We start from the raw sequence: 18,175 nt of genomic DNA, 5'->3' as shown, positions 1-18,175 counted from the left end.
AATTGACCTTTTTCTTTGGTTATAATAAAATGGTATAAATTAAATCTAAATGATCGGCTATGATTGGGAATAGTAGTGAATATGAAGAGGTTTAGAGAGTTGACGGTTGGTGAAAGTCAATCCATTCTATTCATGAACTCGCCCATAAGCCACATTTGTGAACGGTTTTTTACCAAGTAATAAATGTCGTGTTCCACGTTACGGAAACAAGTGAATGTATTTTTACATTAATTTGGGTGGTACCGCGGGAAATCCTCTCGTCCCTTTTGGGATGGGAGGATTTTTTTATTTGTAGACCGCTAGGACCACAGCCGAGCCATTTATACATGAAAAAAGGAGGCAATAATATGAGTTTTAATCATGGTACTATTGAACAGAAATGGCAGAAGTATTGGTTAGAAAATAAAACGTTTAAAACAACTGACGATACAAGCAAGCCGAAATTTTATGCACTTGATATGTTCCCTTATCCATCTGGAGCGGGATTACATGTAGGTCATCCAGAAGGGTACACAGCTACTGATATCCTTTCAAGAATGAAAAGAATGCAAGGTTATAATGTACTTCATCCAATGGGCTGGGATGCATTTGGTCTACCTGCAGAACAATATGCATTAGATACAGGTAATGATCCTGCTGAGTTTACTGAAAAGAATATCAATACTTTCCGTAATCAAATTCAGGCACTAGGATTCTCATATGATTGGGATCGTGAAGTAAATACAACTGATCCTAATTATTACAAATGGACTCAATGGATTTTCCTAAGAATGGTTGAAAAAGGATTAGCATATGTAGATGAAATTCCAGTTAACTGGTGCCCAGCTCTTGGTACAGTTTTAGCTAATGAAGAAGTAATCGATGGAAAAAGTGAGCGCGGAGGACACCCTGTTGAGCGTCGTCCAATGAAGCAATGGATCTTAAAAATTACAGCATATGCTGATCGATTATTAGAAGATCTAGAAGAATTAGATTGGCCTGAAAGCCTAAAAGAAATGCAACGTAACTGGATAGGACGTTCGGAAGGTGCAGAAGTTTACTTTAATGTTGATGGATTCGATGAAAAAGTAACTGTATTTACAACACGCCCAGATACACTATTCGGTGCAACTTATGTTGTATTAGCACCAGAACATGATTTAGTTAATAAAGTGACAACAGCTGATCAAAAAGATGCTGTTGAAGCATATATCGATTCAGTTAAATCGAAAAGTGATCTAGAGAGAACTGATTTAGCGAAAGATAAAACAGGTGTTTTCACAGGAGCATATGCAATTAATCCTGTAAATAACGAAAAGCTTCCAATTTGGATTGCTGATTATGTACTTGCAAGCTATGGAACTGGTGCAGTTATGGCAGTACCAGGACATGATGAGCGCGATCACGAATTTGCAGTTAAATTTAAATTACCAATCGTTGAAGTTGTTGAAGGTGGAGACGTTCAAAAAGAGGCTTACGCTGGAGATGGCAAACATGTTAACTCTGATTTCTTAAACGGTTTAAATAAAGAAGAAGCACTTGAAAAAATGATCGAATGGTTAGATTCTTCAAAAGCAGGTGAGAAAAAAGTTACGTATCGTCTACGCGATTGGTTATTCTCTCGTCAAAGATATTGGGGAGAACCAATTCCAGTAATTTTCTGGGAAGATGGTACTATGACAGTTGTTCCTGATGAGGAATTACCATTAATTCTTCCAAAAACAGATGATATTCGCCCAAGTGGTACTGGTGAGTCACCATTAGCGAATATTACTGATTGGGTTAATGTAGTTGATCCAGTAACAGGTAAAAAAGGAAGACGTGAAACAAATACAATGCCACAATGGGGCGGAAGCTGCTGGTATTACTTACGTTATATTGATCCAAATAATAACGAGGTAATCGCAGATTCTGAATTACTAAAGCATTGGTTACCAGTTGATGTATATATTGGAGGAGCAGAGCATGCAGTTCTTCACTTACTATACGCTCGTTTCTGGCATAAATTCCTTTATGATTTAGGGGTAGTTCCTACAAAAGAGCCATTCCAAAAGCTATTCAACCAAGGAATGATCTTAGGGGAAAATAATGAAAAAATGTCTAAGTCTAAAGGAAACGTTGTAAATCCTGATGATATAGTTGCTAGCCACGGTGCTGATACATTACGTTTATATGAAATGTTCATGGGTCCATTAGATGCATCAATCGCTTGGTCAGAAAACGGATTAGATGGTTCTCGTCGCTTCTTAGACCGAGTATGGCGTTTATTTGTCACTGATAACGAAGAGCTTTCTGATAAAATTGTTGAAGGTGTTACTTCTAGCAGTCTTGAAAAAACATATCACCAAACAGTAAAGAAAGTAACAGAGGACTTTGAAGGTTTACGCTTTAACACTGCGATTTCTCAAATGATGGTGTTTATTAATGAAGCATATAAAGCTGACCAATTACCAAAAGAAATGGTTGAAGGTTTTGTTAAATTATTAGCACCAGTTGCTCCACATATCGGTGAAGAACTTTGGAGTAAATTAGGTCACAGTGATTCAATTGCATATGCTACATGGCCAGCATACGATGAAGCTAAGCTTGTAGAAGACGAAATTGAAATCGTAGTACAAATCAATGGTAAAGTAAAAGCAAAATTACTTGTTGCAAAAGATGCTTCTCGTGAGCAAATGGAGCAAATTGCATTATCAGACGATGTAGTTAAAGAACAAGTTGAAGGTAAAACAGTTCGAAAAATCATAGCTGTACCAGGTAAATTAGTAAATATCGTTGCTAACTAAATAGTTATATCGAAAAAACCTCTTATGAGGTTTTTTCTTTGTTATCCTTATTTACTAACTCATGACCTTCTTATGAGTAAGTAAAAAACATCGATTTCCTTTTTTATTAACTCATGAACCTTTTATGAGTAAGTAAAAAACATCAATTTTACTTTTTTTTAACTCATGACCCTCTTATGAGTAAGTAAAAAACATCAATTTGCTTTTTTATTAACTCATGAACCTTTTATGAGTAAGTAAAAAACATCAATTTTACTTTTTTTTAACTCATGACCCTCTTATGAGTAAGTAAAAAAACATCAATTTGCTTTTTTATTAACTCATGACCCTCTTATGAATAAGTAAATTACATCAATTTGCTTATTTATGCCCAGGAAACCTATATAAAGGCTTCAAGTTGACAAGAAAATTGTGTCTACTTTGCCTTAAAGACTTTTGTAAATAATACAGAACTACTTTTATGTAATTTGAAAATTTATCCAATTAAACTTACTTTTTGCATAGATAATAATTAGTTGTTAAGATGTTGCTATAAATATATGGAGGATGAATAAGTATGAATTCGATTTCTGCAAATGATGTTAAAGAGCGTTTAGAAGCAGGGGAAACGCTATTTTTAGTAGATGTACGAGAGGACTATGAGGTTGAGTACGGTAAAATTCCTGAAGCAGTTCATATTCCAATGGGGCAAATTCCTAACAAATTAGATGTTTTTAATAAAGAATTTGAATACATTTTTATTTGTAAGGCAGGCGTTCGTAGTGAGAATGTTTGTGAATATTTAAATGAGCTAGGTTATAAGGCGATCAACATGGAAGGCGGAATGATGGCCTGGGAAGGCGAGATAGAATAAAAAAAGTCAGTCTAAATCCAAATTTTTGAGACTTTGTCTAGCTACTGAGATCCAACGTTTTTGTTGGGTTTTTTTATTTATTTGGCTTAAATTGGGCTAATGTTTTTTAGCATAATGAATATTAAGCACGTGAGTTGTGACATATATTAAAGTAGAACCTCATATATTTTTTCATTGAGGTCTTTGCTTGTTAGAAAGGAGGGGGTTGATTTGCCTAAAACATTAAAAATTGATATTACCGATAAAATAATTGGTAAATTTAAAGATGGGCATATGGAATTGTATTCTTCAAAGTATTTAATTGGAAAGTTTTACTTTAAAGATTTAAAACAAACTTTCCAATTGGCAGAGGGATATGTTGAAGAGGATGGACGATTCTATTTATTAGTGAACTTGCAACACGAACAATCGAACGCTCGCCTTTGACCTTAAATTAGGGACGGTGAATTTGTGCCAAAGAAAAATATAATAATTGAAAAGCATAAGTTAAAACTAGAAAATAAGTATGATTGTTTTTCGAATAGAATTATGGCTATAACCTTGAGAAATAACAGTTTAACTTTTATAAAGTTTCTTAATCAATCCTTATGCTTTTCTATATGTAAAAATTATAGGACCTAGCGAAAAAAATGTATTCGTTCGGTCCTTTGTTTATAAGTTAAAAATTCATTTGAGAGTAATCCGCAGCTGATGCTCCTGCTAATCTACCAGTTACCAAAGCAGCGGTTATGTTATAGCCACCAGTGTAACCGTGAATATCTAATATTTCTCCACAAAAATAAAGACCATTCATGATTTTAGATGACATTTCTTTTGGATGAACTTCCTTTGTTGAGACACCACCACCTGTAACAAATGCTTTTTCTATTGAAAGAGTTCCGTTTACTACAAATGTGAAGCTTTTAAATAATTGGACAAGCTCTCTTAATTTCATCGTAGCAATTTCATTACAAGGAGTTGACTCATCAATTCCACATTTTGAAAGTAAAAATAGTAAGTATCTTTCAGGTACATAACCTTTCAGTACGTTCTTAATCGCTTTTTTAGGTTCTTCTTTTAGAATACTGTTTACTTCTTGAAATAGTGATTCCTCGTTTTGTTCTGGGAAACAATCAATCGCCATCGATACATTTTTTGTTTTAGACTTTTGTTGCACCTTATATACAAATTGGCTACAACGCAGTGCGGCAGGGCCCGATATTCCAAAGTGAGTAAAGAGCATGTCCATTTTATGGGCAATAACTTTTTTTCCTTTTGGATTTAATACACTTAATTCTATGCCTCTTAAAGCAAGGCCTTGTAATGATTTATTTTGAATAAATTCTTCACTAGAAGTAATAGGTACTTCTGTAGGAAATAGTTCTGTAATTGTATGACCAGCTTTTTTTGCCCAAGCATATCCGTCACCAGCCGAACCTGTATGTGGAACAGATTTACCACCTACCGCAAGGACAACACTTTTTGAATGAATGACCGTTCGATCATTCAATACGATTCCTACTACTTTATCATCTTCATAGAGTACGTCTTTAACGGTTCTATTCGTTTGAATATCTACATGATGTTTTTTTAGTTTTTGCATTAATGCATTTAATACTGATTTTGAGTCATTTGAAACAGGAAACATTCTACCGTGATCCTCTTCTTTTAATGCGACTCCCATATTTTCAAAAAACTGTATGATATCCTCGTTATTATAAATAGAGAATGCGCTATATAAAAACCGACCATTTCCAGGTATATGTTTAATAACTTCTTCTATAGGTAAGCGATTAGTTACGTTACAACGACCACCACCCGATATAAGGAGTTTTTGTCCTAATTTAGTTCCTTTTTCAAGTAAAAGTACTTTTGCTTTGTTTTCAGCAGCGCTAATTGCGGCCATCAGACCAGATGTTCCGCCACCAATTACAATTACGTCATAAACCATTATTTCACTACTTTCGTTACAAATTTCTTTTAGTAAGTTTACCATTATTTCAAGTAAGCTCCAACTTCTTATCATTTTTTAATTTTTTCTTTTTATATGATATGGTAAGATAGATTAGTTAGTTTGATCGAGAATTGGTAGGAGGCAGTTTATGTCAGATTCAAAGTTGCTACGAGGTACCTTCATATTAACTGCTGGTACGTTTTTAATAAAATTTCTAGGAATGATTTATACATTCCCTTTTTATGCGTTAGTTGGTTCAAAAGGGTCTGCGTTATATAATTATGGTTACGTTCCATATACATTATTTATCAGTATAGCTACGGCAGGTGTTCCGTTAGCTGTAGCAAAGTTCGTTTCGAAGTATAATGCGATTGAAGAATATGAAACAAGTAGAAGGCTCTTTCATGCAAGTCAGCTACTCTTAATATGTACAGGTATTTTTTCGTTTTTAACGTTATATATCATTGCACCTTATATTGCACCTCTTATGATTCCTAAAGATTCGAAGGGTAATAGTGTAGAAGATGTAGTTACTGTTATGAGAATAGTAAGTACTGCTTTAATATTAGTACCTTCTCAAAGTTTATATAGAGGTTTTTTCCAGGGGCATCAATCAACAGGTCCAACTACTGTTTCTCAGCTAATTGAACAAATTGTACGTATTGTTTTTACACTAGTTGGAAGTTATATCATTCTAAAAGTTATGGGTGGAACAATTACTCAAGCAGTTGGTTTGTCGACATTTGCAGCTACCATTGGTGCAGTCGGTGGTATTTTAAATTTACTATGGTATTGGAGAAAGCGAAAAGTTCATTTAGACGAACTTCTTCCAAAATCAAAAGGTTTAATTTACCCTACTAAAGTAGAAATGTTTAAAGAATTATTTTCTTATTCAATCCCATATGTATTTGTTGGACTTGCCATCCCGTTATATCAGTTAGTGGATCAGTTTACTTACAATAGAGCAATGGAATCAATTGGATTAAAAGATATTGCAGAGAATACTTATGTAATGTTTTCATACACAAGTCACAAACTAGTAATGATTCCAGTTTCATTAGCAACGGCATTTGGTTTAACACTTGTTCCTGCTATAACTGAAGCATTCGTAAATAACAATCATAAAAAGCTACAAAGTCAAATTACCCAAACCTATCAGGTTGTATTCTTCCTAACCCTTCCTGCTGTAGTAGGTATATCAGTTTTGGCTGAACCAATTTATAGTGCTTTTTATCAAAAAAGTACACTAGGTGGAAGTATACTAGGTTTCTATGCACCAGTCGCTTTATTGTATTCATTATTCACAGTAAATGTAGCCATTTTACAAGGTTTAGATAAACAAAAATATGCGATTATTGGTTTAATAGGCGGAGTAATTTTAAAAATAGTATTAAATGTACCATTAATTTATTTATTTAAAACATATGGCGCAGTATTAGCAACCGCATTAGGCTATTTATTTTCAATCGTATACAATTTCTATTATATTCGTAAAAATGCGCAGTTCTCTTTCAATAAAGTGTTTAGAAGGATATTCTTTATGATTATCTTATCTGGCTTAATGGCCGGAGCGGTTTATGCTGTAGAATACTTATTAGGATTCTGGTGGACTTATAAAGATGGTCGATTGATTTCAATGTTCCTTGTCATCATTGGAGCAATTGTAGGGGCTATAGTTTATTTAGGTGTTGCATACAAATTAAACTTATTTGAAATTATTTTAGGAGCTCGTTTACAGAATCGTTTTAAGTTTGGAAAAAGAGGATAAAAATATATGGTGAACCTTCTTTTGTAGTGGTTCACCTTTTTTTCACATTAAGGATGTATAAATTGATAGCGAAGAAAAATGACTTCGCCAAAAAGCTCGCCAAACGGCGGGTTTTCTTAAACTTTTATTTAGAAAGAAAAGGTGTTAATTAATGAGAATTGATAAAATTTTAGCCAATATGGGATATGGCAGTAGGAAAGAAGTAAAGTCTCTACTAAAACAAGGAGTTGTAAAAGTCGGAGATAATATTGTAAAAAGCCCAAAAGAGCATGTTGATATTGATCAGCAGGTTGTAACGGTAAATGGTGAAGTAGTAGAGTATAAAGAGTTTGTTTATTTAATGATGAACAAGCCACCAGGTGTTATATCTGCTACAGAAGATTCTGAGCATGAAACAGTAATTGGTTTATTAGAATATGAAGATATCATTTTCGAGCCATTTCCAGTTGGACGTTTAGATAAAGATACAGAAGGTTTATTATTAATAACGAATGATGGTCATTTGGCACATCAATTACTTTCTCCTAAAAAACACGTGCCAAAGAAGTATTATGCAACGATTGATGGAGTTGTAACTGAAGATGACATTAAAGCATTTGAAAAAGGTGTAACACTAGAAGATGGTTATTTAACAAAACCTGGCTATTTAACAATTCTTAAATCCGGAGAAGAATCTGAGATCGAATTAGTTATTATGGAAGGTAAATTCCATCAAGTTAAGAGAATGTTTGAAGCAGTAGGAAAGAAAGTTACTTACTTAAAAAGACTAGAAATGGGTCCTTTAAAGTTAGACGAAGATTTAGAGTTAGGTGAATATCGTGAACTGACTGATGAAGAGATTGATTTATTAAAGTCGGTTAATGAAGAGAAATAAGAGTTACTTTTAGATGAGTTTAGGTAAATCAAAATGTAAACATATATAAGTTTTTAATAGAGCATTTTGTGTGTTTGTGCTGGTCAGGTCAGCTCCCACGGATAGCGAGCAACTTAAAACACAAATATCAACTAATATAATTCTTAATTCAGATAGAGAGTCAAAAGAAAAACAAAAACCCTTGATTAGACGTCAGACAAGACAATCATAGGTTTTTGTTTTTCTTTTTACGAAGAAGCTTTTACTTTTTTCCCTGTTACGGCCCATTTTCCCCTACTTGGACTATAAACTAGATTATTAAACTCTAAAATGTTTAAATCTCGTTGGATTGTTCTAGGTGTAATACCAAACTCCTCCACTAGGTCTTTTGTAGAAACGGTACCATTTTCACTAATATACATGTAAATGGCTTTAATTCGAGTCAGCATTCGAGAAGTTCCAGAATTCAAAAAACCACTCCTTTACCTACCGCATTGTTTCATAACAGGTTAGTTAAGTATTTTACTAGCTTATATTTTCATTTTACTCTTTTTCAGTAGTTTCATAACGAAATTTATGAAAATAATACAAAAATTTAATGAAAATTTGCGCAAACGTAATCATTTTGCAAGTTTAAGGTAATATATTCTACAAAGAGTGTCATATTCCTTCTTTTTTCGTTCCATTTATGAATAAATTATGTTTAAATTTTAAAAGATGATAAACTATTTATATTAAAGGAGGTATTTCTATGACACAAATTAATTGGATGGAAGAAGTTTTAAAACGTAAAGAAGACTATTTAAAGCACACGATTGAACTTCTTAATATTGAAAGCGTTTATGATGAAGCGACAATATCAAAAGAAGCACCTATGGGTAAAGGTATTAATGAAGCACTTACATACATGTTAAATTTAGGTGAAAAAGACGGTTTTATTCCAAAAAATGTTGATGGATATGCTGGCCACTTAGAAATGGGAAGCGGCGAAGAACTAGTAGGAATTCTTTGTCATTTAGATGTGGTACCTGCTGGCGATGGCTGGTCTCATGATCCATTTGATGCAATTATTAAAGATGGAAATATTTATGCACGAGGCGCAATTGATGATAAGGGTCCTACTATGGCTGCTTATTATGCAATGAAAATTGTTAAAGAATTAGGATTGCCTATTAATAAACGTGTACGTATGATTCTTGGAACAGATGAAGAAAGCCAATGGCGTTGTGTTGATCACTACTTTGAAAAAGAAGAAATGCCAACAATGGGCTTTGCTCCTGATGCAGATTTCCCGATTATTTACGCTGAAAAGGGAATATTAGATATTAATTTCAAACAAGTGCAATTAAGTGAAGACAAAGAGAGTGAATATAAATTAGTATCATTCTCTTCAGGTAGAAGAGTAAATATGGTACCCGATTATGCAAAAGCGGTTGTTTCAGGATCAAATTTTGATCATGAAGCATTTACAAAACACATTAGTGAATTAGGCTGTAAAGCTCAATTTTCAAATGAAAATGGACACCAAGTTTTAGAAGTAGAAGGCGTTTCAGTACATGGAATGGAACCTGATAAAGGTAAGAATGCGGGTATTGCATTAGCAAGCTTCTTAAACCAATTTGAATTTAATGTTAATGCTGATCGATTCTTAAAATTTATCGTTGAAAACTTTAAAGGTGACTCACGCGGTAAAAACATGGGCGTTGCGTTTAATGATGATATTACTGGAGATTTAACGATTAATTTAGGAATTATGCAATACGAAGAAAATAATGGTGGTTCATTTGGCTTAACTTTACGTTATCCAGTGACAACTGATATTGACTTTGTTATTTCAACACTTACTGAACGTGGAAGTAAATATAACTTTGAGTATAATGAAATTAAAAATTCGAAACCTCACCATGTTCCACAGGACCACCCATTAATTCAAACTTTACAAAAAGTATATGAAGAGCAAACAGGTGAAGAAGCAACATTATTAACAATCGGTGGTGGCACATACGCACGTTCGTTAAGTGCAGGTGTAGCTTTTGGACCATTATTCTTAGGGAAACCAGAAGTAGCTCATCAAAAAGACGAATATGCTGAAATTGATGATTTATTAAAAGCAATTGCAATTTATGCACAGTCGATTGCTGAATTAGTTAAGTAAAATACGTTATCATCAGTCTGAATATTAAATTTGAATTTCAGACTGATTGAAATCGTTTGCCAACAGTCTGAAAGGGGAGAAAATTTCCTCCCCTTTTTAAGTATGTCTTTTAGGAGTTGAGAATTATTTTGAACAAATTACCAGCACGTAAAAATAGCATCTTACTAATTTTTAAGGGCTATTATTTTTGTTTATTTTTTGCAATAGGATCACTAGGACCTTTACTTTCTTCTTACTTTAAAAATGTGTTGGATTTGTCAACTTCACAAATTGGAATTTTAATGTCTTTAACACCTATCGTTGCAATTTTTTCGCAGCCTCTATGGGGAATGGTTAGTGACATGACGCTTAATCCTAAAAAAATGTTGCTTATAGCACAAATCTCCACAATCGTAATCGCACTTTTCTATTCTACAATCACTTCCTATGGCATGCTTTTATTTGTTGTTATCATGTTATCAATGACGCAAAGTGCTTTAATTCCTCTTTCAGATAGTATTGCACTGAATTATGTCCAAAAAATTGGTGGGAATTACGGAGCTATTCGATTATATGGCTCAATTGGTTTTGCTTTTGCTGTATTAGTTTCGGGAAGATTAGCTGAAGTTTTCGGTTTAGTCATTATATTTTTCGTATTTGCATTTTGTATTTTAGTCGGGTTAGGTATTTCAATCTTTATTCCAAATGCTACGACAATTAGTAAAAGGGAGCCCATCTTAAAAGGAGTCCCGATTTTGCTATCTAATAAAAGATTTTTACTATTTTTAATTTGTGCCTTTTTAGTTTTTGGACCAATTAGTGCAAATAATACTTACTTCGGTTTATATATTCAATCTTTAGGTGGAACATTAACAGGTGTTGGTATTGCATTTCTAATTTCTGCAGGTAGTGAAGCACCATTTTTACAAGTAGCCAAGCGATTAATTAATCGATTTGGGATATATAATATATTAATTGCAACCGCTTTAGTATCAGCATTAAGATGGTATTTTTATTTTACAAATCCTCCTATGCCGATTCTTTTCTTATCCTGCCTTACACAAGGACTATCGGTTGGATTATTTATTCCTGCAGCTCTCCAGTTTGTAAGAGATCAAGCACCGGATTCTTTAAAAGCAACGGCTGTTACAATTTATTCCGGTTTAGGCTTAGGGTTGGGAGAATGGTTTTGTACTTTTATAAGTGGATTTATATCAGAGTTATTTTCAATTAAAGCAATTTATATTTTATTTGGATCGCTTAGTATAGTTGCAGTTGGAATTATGCAATACTTAAAAAAGGACTCTAATTTGATTGATAAAAAGGAGATTGCGTAAGTTGAGTGAACATTATTTCCTTGCTGTTCCTTTGCCATTAGAAATAAAAGAAATTTTAGATGAATATTCAAAAAAATGGTATACAAAATTACCTTTAAAGAAATGGACTTTTAAAGATGATTTTCATATTACTTTATCATTTTTAGGTCCAGTTACATATACAAAAAGTGTAGAGCTTATGGATCAATTACAAAAAGAACTTAACGATTATAAAAGTTTTGACTTGTCAATTCAGCAGTTAGGAATTTTTGGGAGTACTGTACAGCCACGTGTATGGTGGTTTGGTTTAAAGAAAAGCGTTGAATTAATGGAGTTGCAAAATAGAATTCGTAAGATATGTGAAAAAATCGGTTTTTCAATTGATAAACGTCCATATAATCCGCATATTACAATCGCAAAGAAATATAATGATAGGTTTGATAAAAAATTTGAGATCCCACTTAGTTGGGAAGAGAAACCTTTAAAATTCAAAGTGAATGAAGTCGTTTTATATAAGATTCAACCTTCTAAAAAACCAAGTTACTACATTGCTGAATCAATTAAATTAAAGTAAATTGATGAGTTGAGCCGAATATAAGAAATATTTCAAGAAACTAACGAATACTTTTCTGAAGAAGCTTTAAACAGAATGAATTGACATTTAAAATAAAAGGGTAATTTCATTAAGTGTTTGTTTAGAATCCATTTTAACTCTTTGTGAATAGACTAATCATATCGATTTAATAAATAACGAAAATACGTCGTTTTTATGTAAACGTTTTAAATTTATAGTCTGGATGGTGAATAGCGTTGTTTCATATTAAAAGGGCTTTTGAAGCTTATATAGATGGATTTCAAGAAATAACAATGATTATTCCCAAATCGAACAAACATACAGTGCAGTCATATTTTGAACTAATTGAAGAGGATGGCCAAAGAACAAGGCTTCCTGTCATATCTCGAATAGAGTTTGATAGATTTTTTAAATATACTGTTTTGACTACTGAAGTTCTTTTGTTAGAAAAAAAGTATGAGATTGAGGATGAATTTGGTATTCGCACAGATTTACAAGTAGGTGGAGTTATTCGTTCGAGAGACTTTGATGAAAAATATGCCTATGATGGAGAGGATTTAGGTGCGATTTATACGCATAAATCTACACAATTTAAATTATGGGCACCTACTGCATCAAAGGTTAAGTTAAGAATTTATCAAGCATACGGTGAAAAAGAGAAGTTTACTGAAAAGTTAATGGAACGAGATGGAAAAGGGACTTGGAAAACAGTAGTCAATCGTGATTGTGACGGTTTAGTTTATAATTTTTTAGTATGTGTGAATCTGATTTGGCGAGAAGCTGTTGATCCATATGCAAAAGCAGTTACTTTAAATGGTAAACATAGTGTAGTGATTGATTTATCAAAGAGTAGCAAAGTTAGTAAAGTAAATAGTGCACCGCCTAGTAAGTATACTGATTGTATTATTTACGAAGCCAGTATTCGAGATTTTACTTCACATCCACTAAGTGGGATTCAAAAGAAGGGGTCTTTTGAAGGATTTCATGAAAAAGATACTAAGTACAATGGTTTTTCAACAGGTTTGGATTATATTTGTAATCTAGGAGTTACACATATTGAATTATTACCATTTTTTGATTTTGAAGGAATAGATGAAAATAATCCTTTCCAAAGCTATAATTGGGGCTACAATCCATTGAACTTCAATGCACCAGAAGGTAGTTATAGTTTAAAACCGGATGAACCGATCGAAAGAATAAATGAATTAAAGAACCTTATTTCGGTGTATCATGAACATGGTTTACGGATTATTATGGATGTTGTTTACAATCATGTTTATGAATTACAAACTAGCCAATTCGAAAAAATTGTACCAGGATATTATTTTAGACAAGATGAACGTGGTTTACCATCGAATGGAACAGGTGTAGGGAATGACTTTGCATCTGAAAGATTGATGGCTAGACGTTTTATTTTGCAATCTATAAAATATTGGACTGAAGAATATGACATCGATGGGTTTAGGTTTGATTTAATGGGAATTTTGGATACGGATACAATGAATCAAATTGTAACTGAACTGACAATCTTAAAACCAGAAATAATCATTTTTGGAGAAGGTTGGGATTTAAATACATCTTTAAGTCCATCTTCTCGAAAAGCAACAATAAACCAAAGTCATCAACTACCAATGGTTGGGTTTTTTAATGATAAATTCCGAGATGGTATAAAAGGAAGTACTTTTTCATTTCAAGAAATAGGCTTTATACAAGGTAATAATATTCATAATGAATATTTGTCCGATTTACTTTTAGGAAGTGTTGGGATTAATAATCAAATAAATTTATTTAAAGAGCCGTATCAATCAATCAATTATGTAGAATCACATGATAATCACACTATGTGGGACAGATTAAAGCTTTCCAATCAGAAAGAATGTGAAGAAATACTAAAGAAAAGACATTTACTTGGAACAAGTATTGTAATATTTTCGTTTGGTGTACCGTTTCTTCATAGCGGCCAAGAGTTTTTTCGAACAAAAAAAGGTATAGAAAACAGTTATAATTCAGGCGACACAATTAATAGTATTGATTGGGCAAGAGCAGAACGTGAAGCATCTTCAATCGAGATTGTTAAAGAGTTTATCGCAATTCGAAAGCGCTTTAAATGTTTCCGATTTTCTTTTAAAGAAGAAATAGAAAGGTATGTAACGCCAGTCAATATTCATCGTGATATAATTGGTTACCGAATTAGTGGTTTAGAAGAGATAGATCGTGTTAAAGAAGTAATGGTGTTATTTCATAATGGTCTAAATGACATTACGATTGATCTCGGAAATGAGGACCATTGGGAGTACGTATGGGATGGTAGTAATCATTATGTTAATAAAGGGATGAAAGTGGAATGTAATAAATTACCAATGCCATCCCTTTCGACTGTTGTATTAGTAAAATACTAGCAACTACTTGCAGATTCTAATTAAACAATGTAAACTTGTAAAAGATGGCTTATTACAGCTAATTGTAATAGGCTATCTTTCTTTTTTTGTAATAAAATAATTTTAAATACAAACATATATAACAACAAGGAACGGAAGAACAATGGATAATCTTATACAAGAAATACTCGGAAAAGAATGGACAATCTCGCCAGCCGGTGGTTTTACTGGTGAAGCGTATATAGCTGAAAATAATGATAAGAGATTATTTCTAAAACGAAATTCTTCTCCTTTTTTAGCAGTTCTATCAGCAGCTGGTTTTGTACCAAAATTAGTTTGGACTAGAAGACTAGAAAATGGTGATGTACTTACTGCTCAAGAGTGGGTAATTGCACGAAGTCTAGAACCTTTTGAGCTCTCTGCGAAAGGGGTTGCGCAATTTTTATATCGTATCCATTCTTCCAAAGAATTGTTATATATGTTAACGAAGCTAGGGATTAATCCATTAGAACCTCAGGATTTACTGCAAACAATCGTAGGTAATCTTACTGAAGAGTTTACACAAAGTCAGATTATTGTAAAAGGCATCGAATATTTAGAGGAAAATATGCCATCATTTGATCCAGAGGATTTAGTCGTTTGTCATAGTGATTTAAATCATCATAATTGGTTACTTACGGCGACTAATAATTTATATTTAATCGATTGGGATGAGGCAATCATTGCTGATAAAGCATTTGATTTGGGCATGTTTTTATTCACTTATGTAGAACAGAACGATTGGGAAAAATGGCTTCGAAGTTATGGAATAAAATTTACCGAAGACCTGTTAAATCGAATGACTTGGTATGTAGTCGCTCAAACAATCATTTGGATTAAATGGTATACTCTTCGTGAAAATGAAAAGCAGACTCAAAAAATGGAGAGCCTGCTTGAGAAAATATTAGATTAAATAAAAATTTCCTCGGAAATTGTCATATAGATTAAGAATAAGTATTAAAATCAGTCACCCATTGAGAGAGTTGATTTTGGTGATTTGTAATGTGCTGATCTAAATCGGAAGAATACTTTCCAGACTGACTGTAATAATACACATCATTTAACATGCTTTTTACATCATCTGTTATTTGGTCGTTCGTTAATAAGGATTGAACAAGTCTTTCTAACTGTTCACATTCTGATACGGTTCCACAGCAATCAGATTGGTGATTCATTAAAATATCACGTAAAATTGTTAATTGATGCTCATGATTTAAAGGCATAAATACACATCCTTTTTTTATTAAGTACACTTGAAATAGTTTGTGTTACAAGAAATGATTTTATACTATACCGGAATAACCGAGTGCCATAGTGCTTGGTTTTTTCTTTTTAAAAAATATAAATTGCAAAATCGAGAGGGAGTAAAATCTTATGAGATTAAGACATAAGCCAGGTGCGGCAGATCAAGTTAAACAAAATGCTCATTATGTAATTCCAAATCCGTCTGAACAAAAAGGAAAATGGAAAGAAATTTTCCAAAATGATCAACCAATTCATATCGAGGTTGGTACGGGTAGAGGTCGTTTTATGGTCGGTATGGCTAAGGCCAATCCTCATATTAACTATATTGGTATTGAGAAATATACAAGTGTAATTTCTGATGCATTAGATAAATTAATTGAAGCTGAAGTTCCAAACTTAAAGCTGTTAAATGTAGATGCACAAAAATTAACGGATTTCTTTGAGGACGGAGAAATAGATCGAGTTTATTTAAACTTTTCTGATCCATGGCCAAAGGTTCGTCATGAAAAACGTCGATTAACATATAAAACATTTTTAAATATGTATCAACAAATCTTAAAAAATGATGGCGAAATTCATTTTAAAACAGATAATCAAGATTTATTCGAGTTTTCAATCATGAGTATGGCGAACTATGGAATGACAATGCATTTCTTAAGCTTAGACCTTCATAACAGTGATTTTGAAGGAAATATTATGACTGAATACGAAGAAAAGTTTTCTTCAAAAGGTAATCGTATTTACCGAGTAGAGGCAGCTTATAGAAACTAATCTAATCAAAAGACTATCGTGAGCTATTTATCATGATAGTCTTTTTTATTTTGCTAGAACACACGAACTTTAATATGAATATTTATATTTACGCGAACTAAAAACGAATTTTCATTTCATATTCACTATTGTTCCCTTCTTTTACCTATTCCTGCTCTTAAAATATTCAGTAAATTCGTAAAAGTGGTATAATATTTAAGTCTAGTAAAAAAGAAGGGGGATACGTATGGAACAGTTAAAAATTGGAACTTGTACAATTCAGTGGCTTACTGGAGGAAATACACATTTAGATGGTGGAGCAATGTTTGGAGTTGTTCCAAAGGCGCTTTGGTCAAAAAAATATATTGTTAATGAGAAAAACCAAATTCCTTTACGTACTGACCCGGTATTTATTCAAACAAATGGTTTAAACATTATCATTGATAGCGGCATCGGTGTTAATAAATTAAATGAGAAACAAAAAAGAAATTTTGGCGTTACTGAGGATTCAGCGTTAGAAGAATCATTAGCGAGGCACGGATTAAAACTAGACGATATTGATTATGTCATTATGACACATTTGCATTTTGATCATGCAAGTGGATTAACTAAATTTGAAAATGGTGAATTCCAACCTGTATTTTCGAATGCAAAAATTATTACATCTCAAATTGAATGGGATGAAATGAGAAATCCGAATATTCGTTCAAGTAATACATATTGGAAAGAAAATTGGGAAGCAACCCAGCACCAAGTAATTGCATTTGAAAAAGAGTATTCTTTAACAGATGAAATAACAATTATTCACACAGGTGGACATAGCGATGGGCACAGTATTATAAAAATTGAAACTGAAGATGAGCTATTATTGCATATGGGGGATTTAATGCCTACGCATGCACATCAGTCACCATTATGGGTTATGGCATATGATGATTACCCAATGACATCTATTTACGCAAAAGAAAAATGGGTTAATTTTGGTATGCAAAAAAAATCTTGGTTTACGTTCTATCATGACGATGTATATAGAGCAATAAAATGGAGCGCCAAAGGACAAGTATTACAGTCGATCGAACGCTCCAAATAATTTGGCTATTGTGGTTAAACAATTTGAGCAGAAATTAGCTCACCATTTACAGCATTAATGATGAATGAATAGTTTGTAGTATCATTATCAGATTCTACTACTGTAAAACCACCTTCATAAACATCACCTTCATAATCAGGTAAATCTGCCCACTTTGGTTCTGAATGAATCCAAGTTCCAGTTACATTACCATATGAAAGAAATACTGGTTTAATTGTTTTTAATGCTTTTTCTGCTGGAATATATTGTGAAGATAATTTTTTTTGTAAATATAGTCCACCAGCAACACCTAAACCTAAGCCAATTAAGACGCGTTTAAGTTTCATTTATACCACCTCTATTTATGTATTATGCGCTTGAAAAAACATTCTACTACTTATCTTAGTCAAACCGGGGCAACATTTCAACGGTTAGCATTGGTATTATGTGTTATTTTTAGATAAAATAAAAAAAAGAAGTTATGTTTTGTACAGAGAG

The 18,175-nt window shown here is 32.8% G+C and carries 16 protein-coding genes and 1 other annotated feature; of the genes, 12 read left to right on the top strand and 4 right to left on the bottom strand.

Features of this window, described 5'->3' with window-relative positions; all coding sequences use genetic code 11:
• Window positions 1-50 precede the first annotated feature (50 nt).
• Window positions 51-268: a binding site (T-box leader), on the top strand.
• 79 nt (window positions 269-347) lie between these two features.
• The 3 genes from leuS to B6K90_RS14900 all read left to right on the top strand — a co-directional run bounded on the left by leuS (window position 348) and on the right by B6K90_RS14900 (window position 4,044).
• Window positions 348-2,765 (top strand): leucine--tRNA ligase, encoded by a 2,418-nt coding sequence (gene leuS, locus B6K90_RS14910; protein ID WP_088013574.1) that lies wholly within the window; start codon window positions 348-350, stop codon window positions 2,763-2,765.
• Window positions 2,766-3,321: 556 nt separating this feature from the next.
• A complete protein-coding gene (locus tag B6K90_RS14905; protein WP_088013573.1) occupies window positions 3,322-3,618 on the top strand; it encodes a rhodanese-like domain-containing protein in 297 nt (98 codons plus the stop codon).
• Window positions 3,619-3,828: 210 nt separating this feature from the next.
• Entirely contained in the window at window positions 3,829-4,044 is a 216-nt protein-coding gene (locus tag B6K90_RS14900) for a DUF2553 family protein (RefSeq protein WP_167555378.1), read from the top strand.
• Between the two features lie 232 nt (window positions 4,045-4,276).
• Here B6K90_RS14900 and B6K90_RS14895 read toward each other — a convergent pair whose 3' ends face one another.
• Window positions 4,277-5,548 carry a BaiN/RdsA family NAD(P)/FAD-dependent oxidoreductase gene (locus B6K90_RS14895; protein ID WP_088013632.1) on the bottom strand — a complete coding sequence of 424 codons (1,272 nt, stop codon included), beginning with the start codon at window positions 5,546-5,548 and terminating at the stop codon, window positions 4,277-4,279.
• 151 nt (window positions 5,549-5,699) lie between these two features.
• On the opposite strand from B6K90_RS14895, the gene B6K90_RS14890 reads away from it, so the two are divergent.
• Both B6K90_RS14890 and B6K90_RS14885 read left to right on the top strand, forming a co-directional pair.
• Entirely contained in the window at window positions 5,700-7,319 is a 1,620-nt protein-coding gene (locus B6K90_RS14890) for a putative polysaccharide biosynthesis protein (RefSeq protein WP_088013571.1), read from the top strand.
• Window positions 7,320-7,470: 151 nt separating this feature from the next.
• Window positions 7,471-8,193: a pseudouridine synthase gene (locus tag B6K90_RS14885; RefSeq protein WP_088013570.1), complete on the top strand. Its 723-nt coding sequence runs from the start codon at window positions 7,471-7,473 to the stop codon at window positions 8,191-8,193.
• Between the two features lie 227 nt (window positions 8,194-8,420).
• Here B6K90_RS14885 and B6K90_RS14880 read toward each other — a convergent pair whose 3' ends face one another.
• Complete coding sequence (locus B6K90_RS14880) at window positions 8,421-8,621, bottom strand: DeoR family transcriptional regulator (protein ID WP_056473526.1); 201 nt, start codon at window positions 8,619-8,621, stop codon at window positions 8,421-8,423.
• A gap of 302 nt (window positions 8,622-8,923) precedes the next feature.
• On the opposite strand from B6K90_RS14880, the gene pepV reads away from it, so the two are divergent.
• From pepV to B6K90_RS14855, 5 genes are all read left to right on the top strand, one after another.
• Complete coding sequence (gene pepV / locus B6K90_RS14875; RefSeq protein ID WP_088013568.1) at window positions 8,924-10,327, top strand: dipeptidase PepV; 1,404 nt, start codon at window positions 8,924-8,926, stop codon at window positions 10,325-10,327.
• A 128-nt stretch (window positions 10,328-10,455) separates the two neighbouring features.
• A complete protein-coding gene (locus tag B6K90_RS14870; protein WP_167555377.1) occupies window positions 10,456-11,643 on the top strand; it encodes an MFS transporter in 1,188 nt (395 codons plus the stop codon).
• Window position 11,644: 1 nt separating this feature from the next.
• Complete coding sequence (thpR, locus tag B6K90_RS14865) at window positions 11,645-12,196, top strand: RNA 2',3'-cyclic phosphodiesterase (protein ID WP_167555376.1); 552 nt, start codon at window positions 11,645-11,647, stop codon at window positions 12,194-12,196.
• A gap of 236 nt (window positions 12,197-12,432) precedes the next feature.
• Window positions 12,433-14,595 (top strand): type I pullulanase, encoded by a 2,163-nt coding sequence (gene pulA / locus B6K90_RS14860; protein WP_088013565.1) that lies wholly within the window; start codon window positions 12,433-12,435, stop codon window positions 14,593-14,595.
• Between the two features lie 142 nt (window positions 14,596-14,737).
• A complete protein-coding gene (locus tag B6K90_RS14855; RefSeq protein WP_170927390.1) occupies window positions 14,738-15,526 on the top strand; it encodes a phosphotransferase family protein in 789 nt (262 codons plus the stop codon).
• 31 nt (window positions 15,527-15,557) lie between these two features.
• Here the strand turns inward: B6K90_RS14855 and B6K90_RS14850 are convergent, their stop codons facing one another.
• Complete coding sequence (locus tag B6K90_RS14850) at window positions 15,558-15,836, bottom strand: YtzH-like family protein (protein ID WP_088013564.1); 279 nt, start codon at window positions 15,834-15,836, stop codon at window positions 15,558-15,560.
• Window positions 15,837-15,987: 151 nt separating this feature from the next.
• Between B6K90_RS14850 and trmB the strand changes: the two genes are divergently transcribed.
• A complete protein-coding gene (gene trmB, locus B6K90_RS14845; RefSeq protein WP_088013563.1) occupies window positions 15,988-16,629 on the top strand; it encodes a tRNA (guanosine(46)-N7)-methyltransferase TrmB in 642 nt (213 codons plus the stop codon).
• Window positions 16,630-16,855: 226 nt separating this feature from the next.
• Complete coding sequence (locus B6K90_RS14840; RefSeq protein WP_088013562.1) at window positions 16,856-17,698, top strand: YtnP family quorum-quenching lactonase; 843 nt, start codon at window positions 16,856-16,858, stop codon at window positions 17,696-17,698.
• Window positions 17,699-17,712: 14 nt separating this feature from the next.
• Here B6K90_RS14840 and B6K90_RS14835 read toward each other — a convergent pair whose 3' ends face one another.
• Complete coding sequence (locus B6K90_RS14835) at window positions 17,713-18,024, bottom strand: PepSY domain-containing protein (RefSeq protein ID WP_056473349.1); 312 nt, start codon at window positions 18,022-18,024, stop codon at window positions 17,713-17,715.
• Between the last annotated feature and the right edge of the window lie 151 nt (window positions 18,025-18,175).

This window comes from Gottfriedia acidiceleris, assembly GCF_002128425.1.
GTDB lineage: Bacteria > Bacillota > Bacilli > Bacillales > Bacillaceae_G > Gottfriedia > Gottfriedia acidiceleris.
The sequence above is the reverse complement of the archived record's forward strand: the minus strand, read 5'-3'. Positions and strand labels throughout refer to the sequence as shown.

What these genes read in the sequence shown, in the direction of transcription:
- trmB (WP_088013563.1), top strand. Translation starts at nt 15,988, where the DNA reads ATGAGATTAAGACATAAGCCAGGTGCGGCAGATCAAGTTAAACAAAAT.
- B6K90_RS14890 (WP_088013571.1), top strand. Translation starts at nt 5,700, where the DNA reads ATGTCAGATTCAAAGTTGCTACGAGGTACCTTCATATTAACTGCTGGT.
- leuS (WP_088013574.1), top strand. Translation starts at nt 348, where the DNA reads ATGAGTTTTAATCATGGTACTATTGAACAGAAATGGCAGAAGTATTGG.
- B6K90_RS14880 (WP_056473526.1), bottom strand. Translation starts at nt 8,621, where the DNA reads ATGCTGACTCGAATTAAAGCCATTTACATGTATATTAGTGAAAATGGT.
- B6K90_RS14895 (WP_088013632.1), bottom strand. Translation starts at nt 5,548, where the DNA reads ATGGTTTATGACGTAATTGTAATTGGTGGCGGAACATCTGGTCTGATG.
- B6K90_RS14885 (WP_088013570.1), top strand. Translation starts at nt 7,471, where the DNA reads ATGAGAATTGATAAAATTTTAGCCAATATGGGATATGGCAGTAGGAAA.
- pepV (WP_088013568.1), top strand. Translation starts at nt 8,924, where the DNA reads ATGACACAAATTAATTGGATGGAAGAAGTTTTAAAACGTAAAGAAGAC.
- B6K90_RS14835 (WP_056473349.1), bottom strand. Translation starts at nt 18,024, where the DNA reads ATGAAACTTAAACGCGTCTTAATTGGCTTAGGTTTAGGTGTTGCTGGT.
- B6K90_RS14905 (WP_088013573.1), top strand. Translation starts at nt 3,322, where the DNA reads ATGAATTCGATTTCTGCAAATGATGTTAAAGAGCGTTTAGAAGCAGGG.
- B6K90_RS14850 (WP_088013564.1), bottom strand. Translation starts at nt 15,836, where the DNA reads ATGCCTTTAAATCATGAGCATCAATTAACAATTTTACGTGATATTTTA.
- B6K90_RS14840 (WP_088013562.1), top strand. Translation starts at nt 16,856, where the DNA reads ATGGAACAGTTAAAAATTGGAACTTGTACAATTCAGTGGCTTACTGGA.
- B6K90_RS14855 (WP_170927390.1), top strand. Translation starts at nt 14,738, where the DNA reads ATGGATAATCTTATACAAGAAATACTCGGAAAAGAATGGACAATCTCG.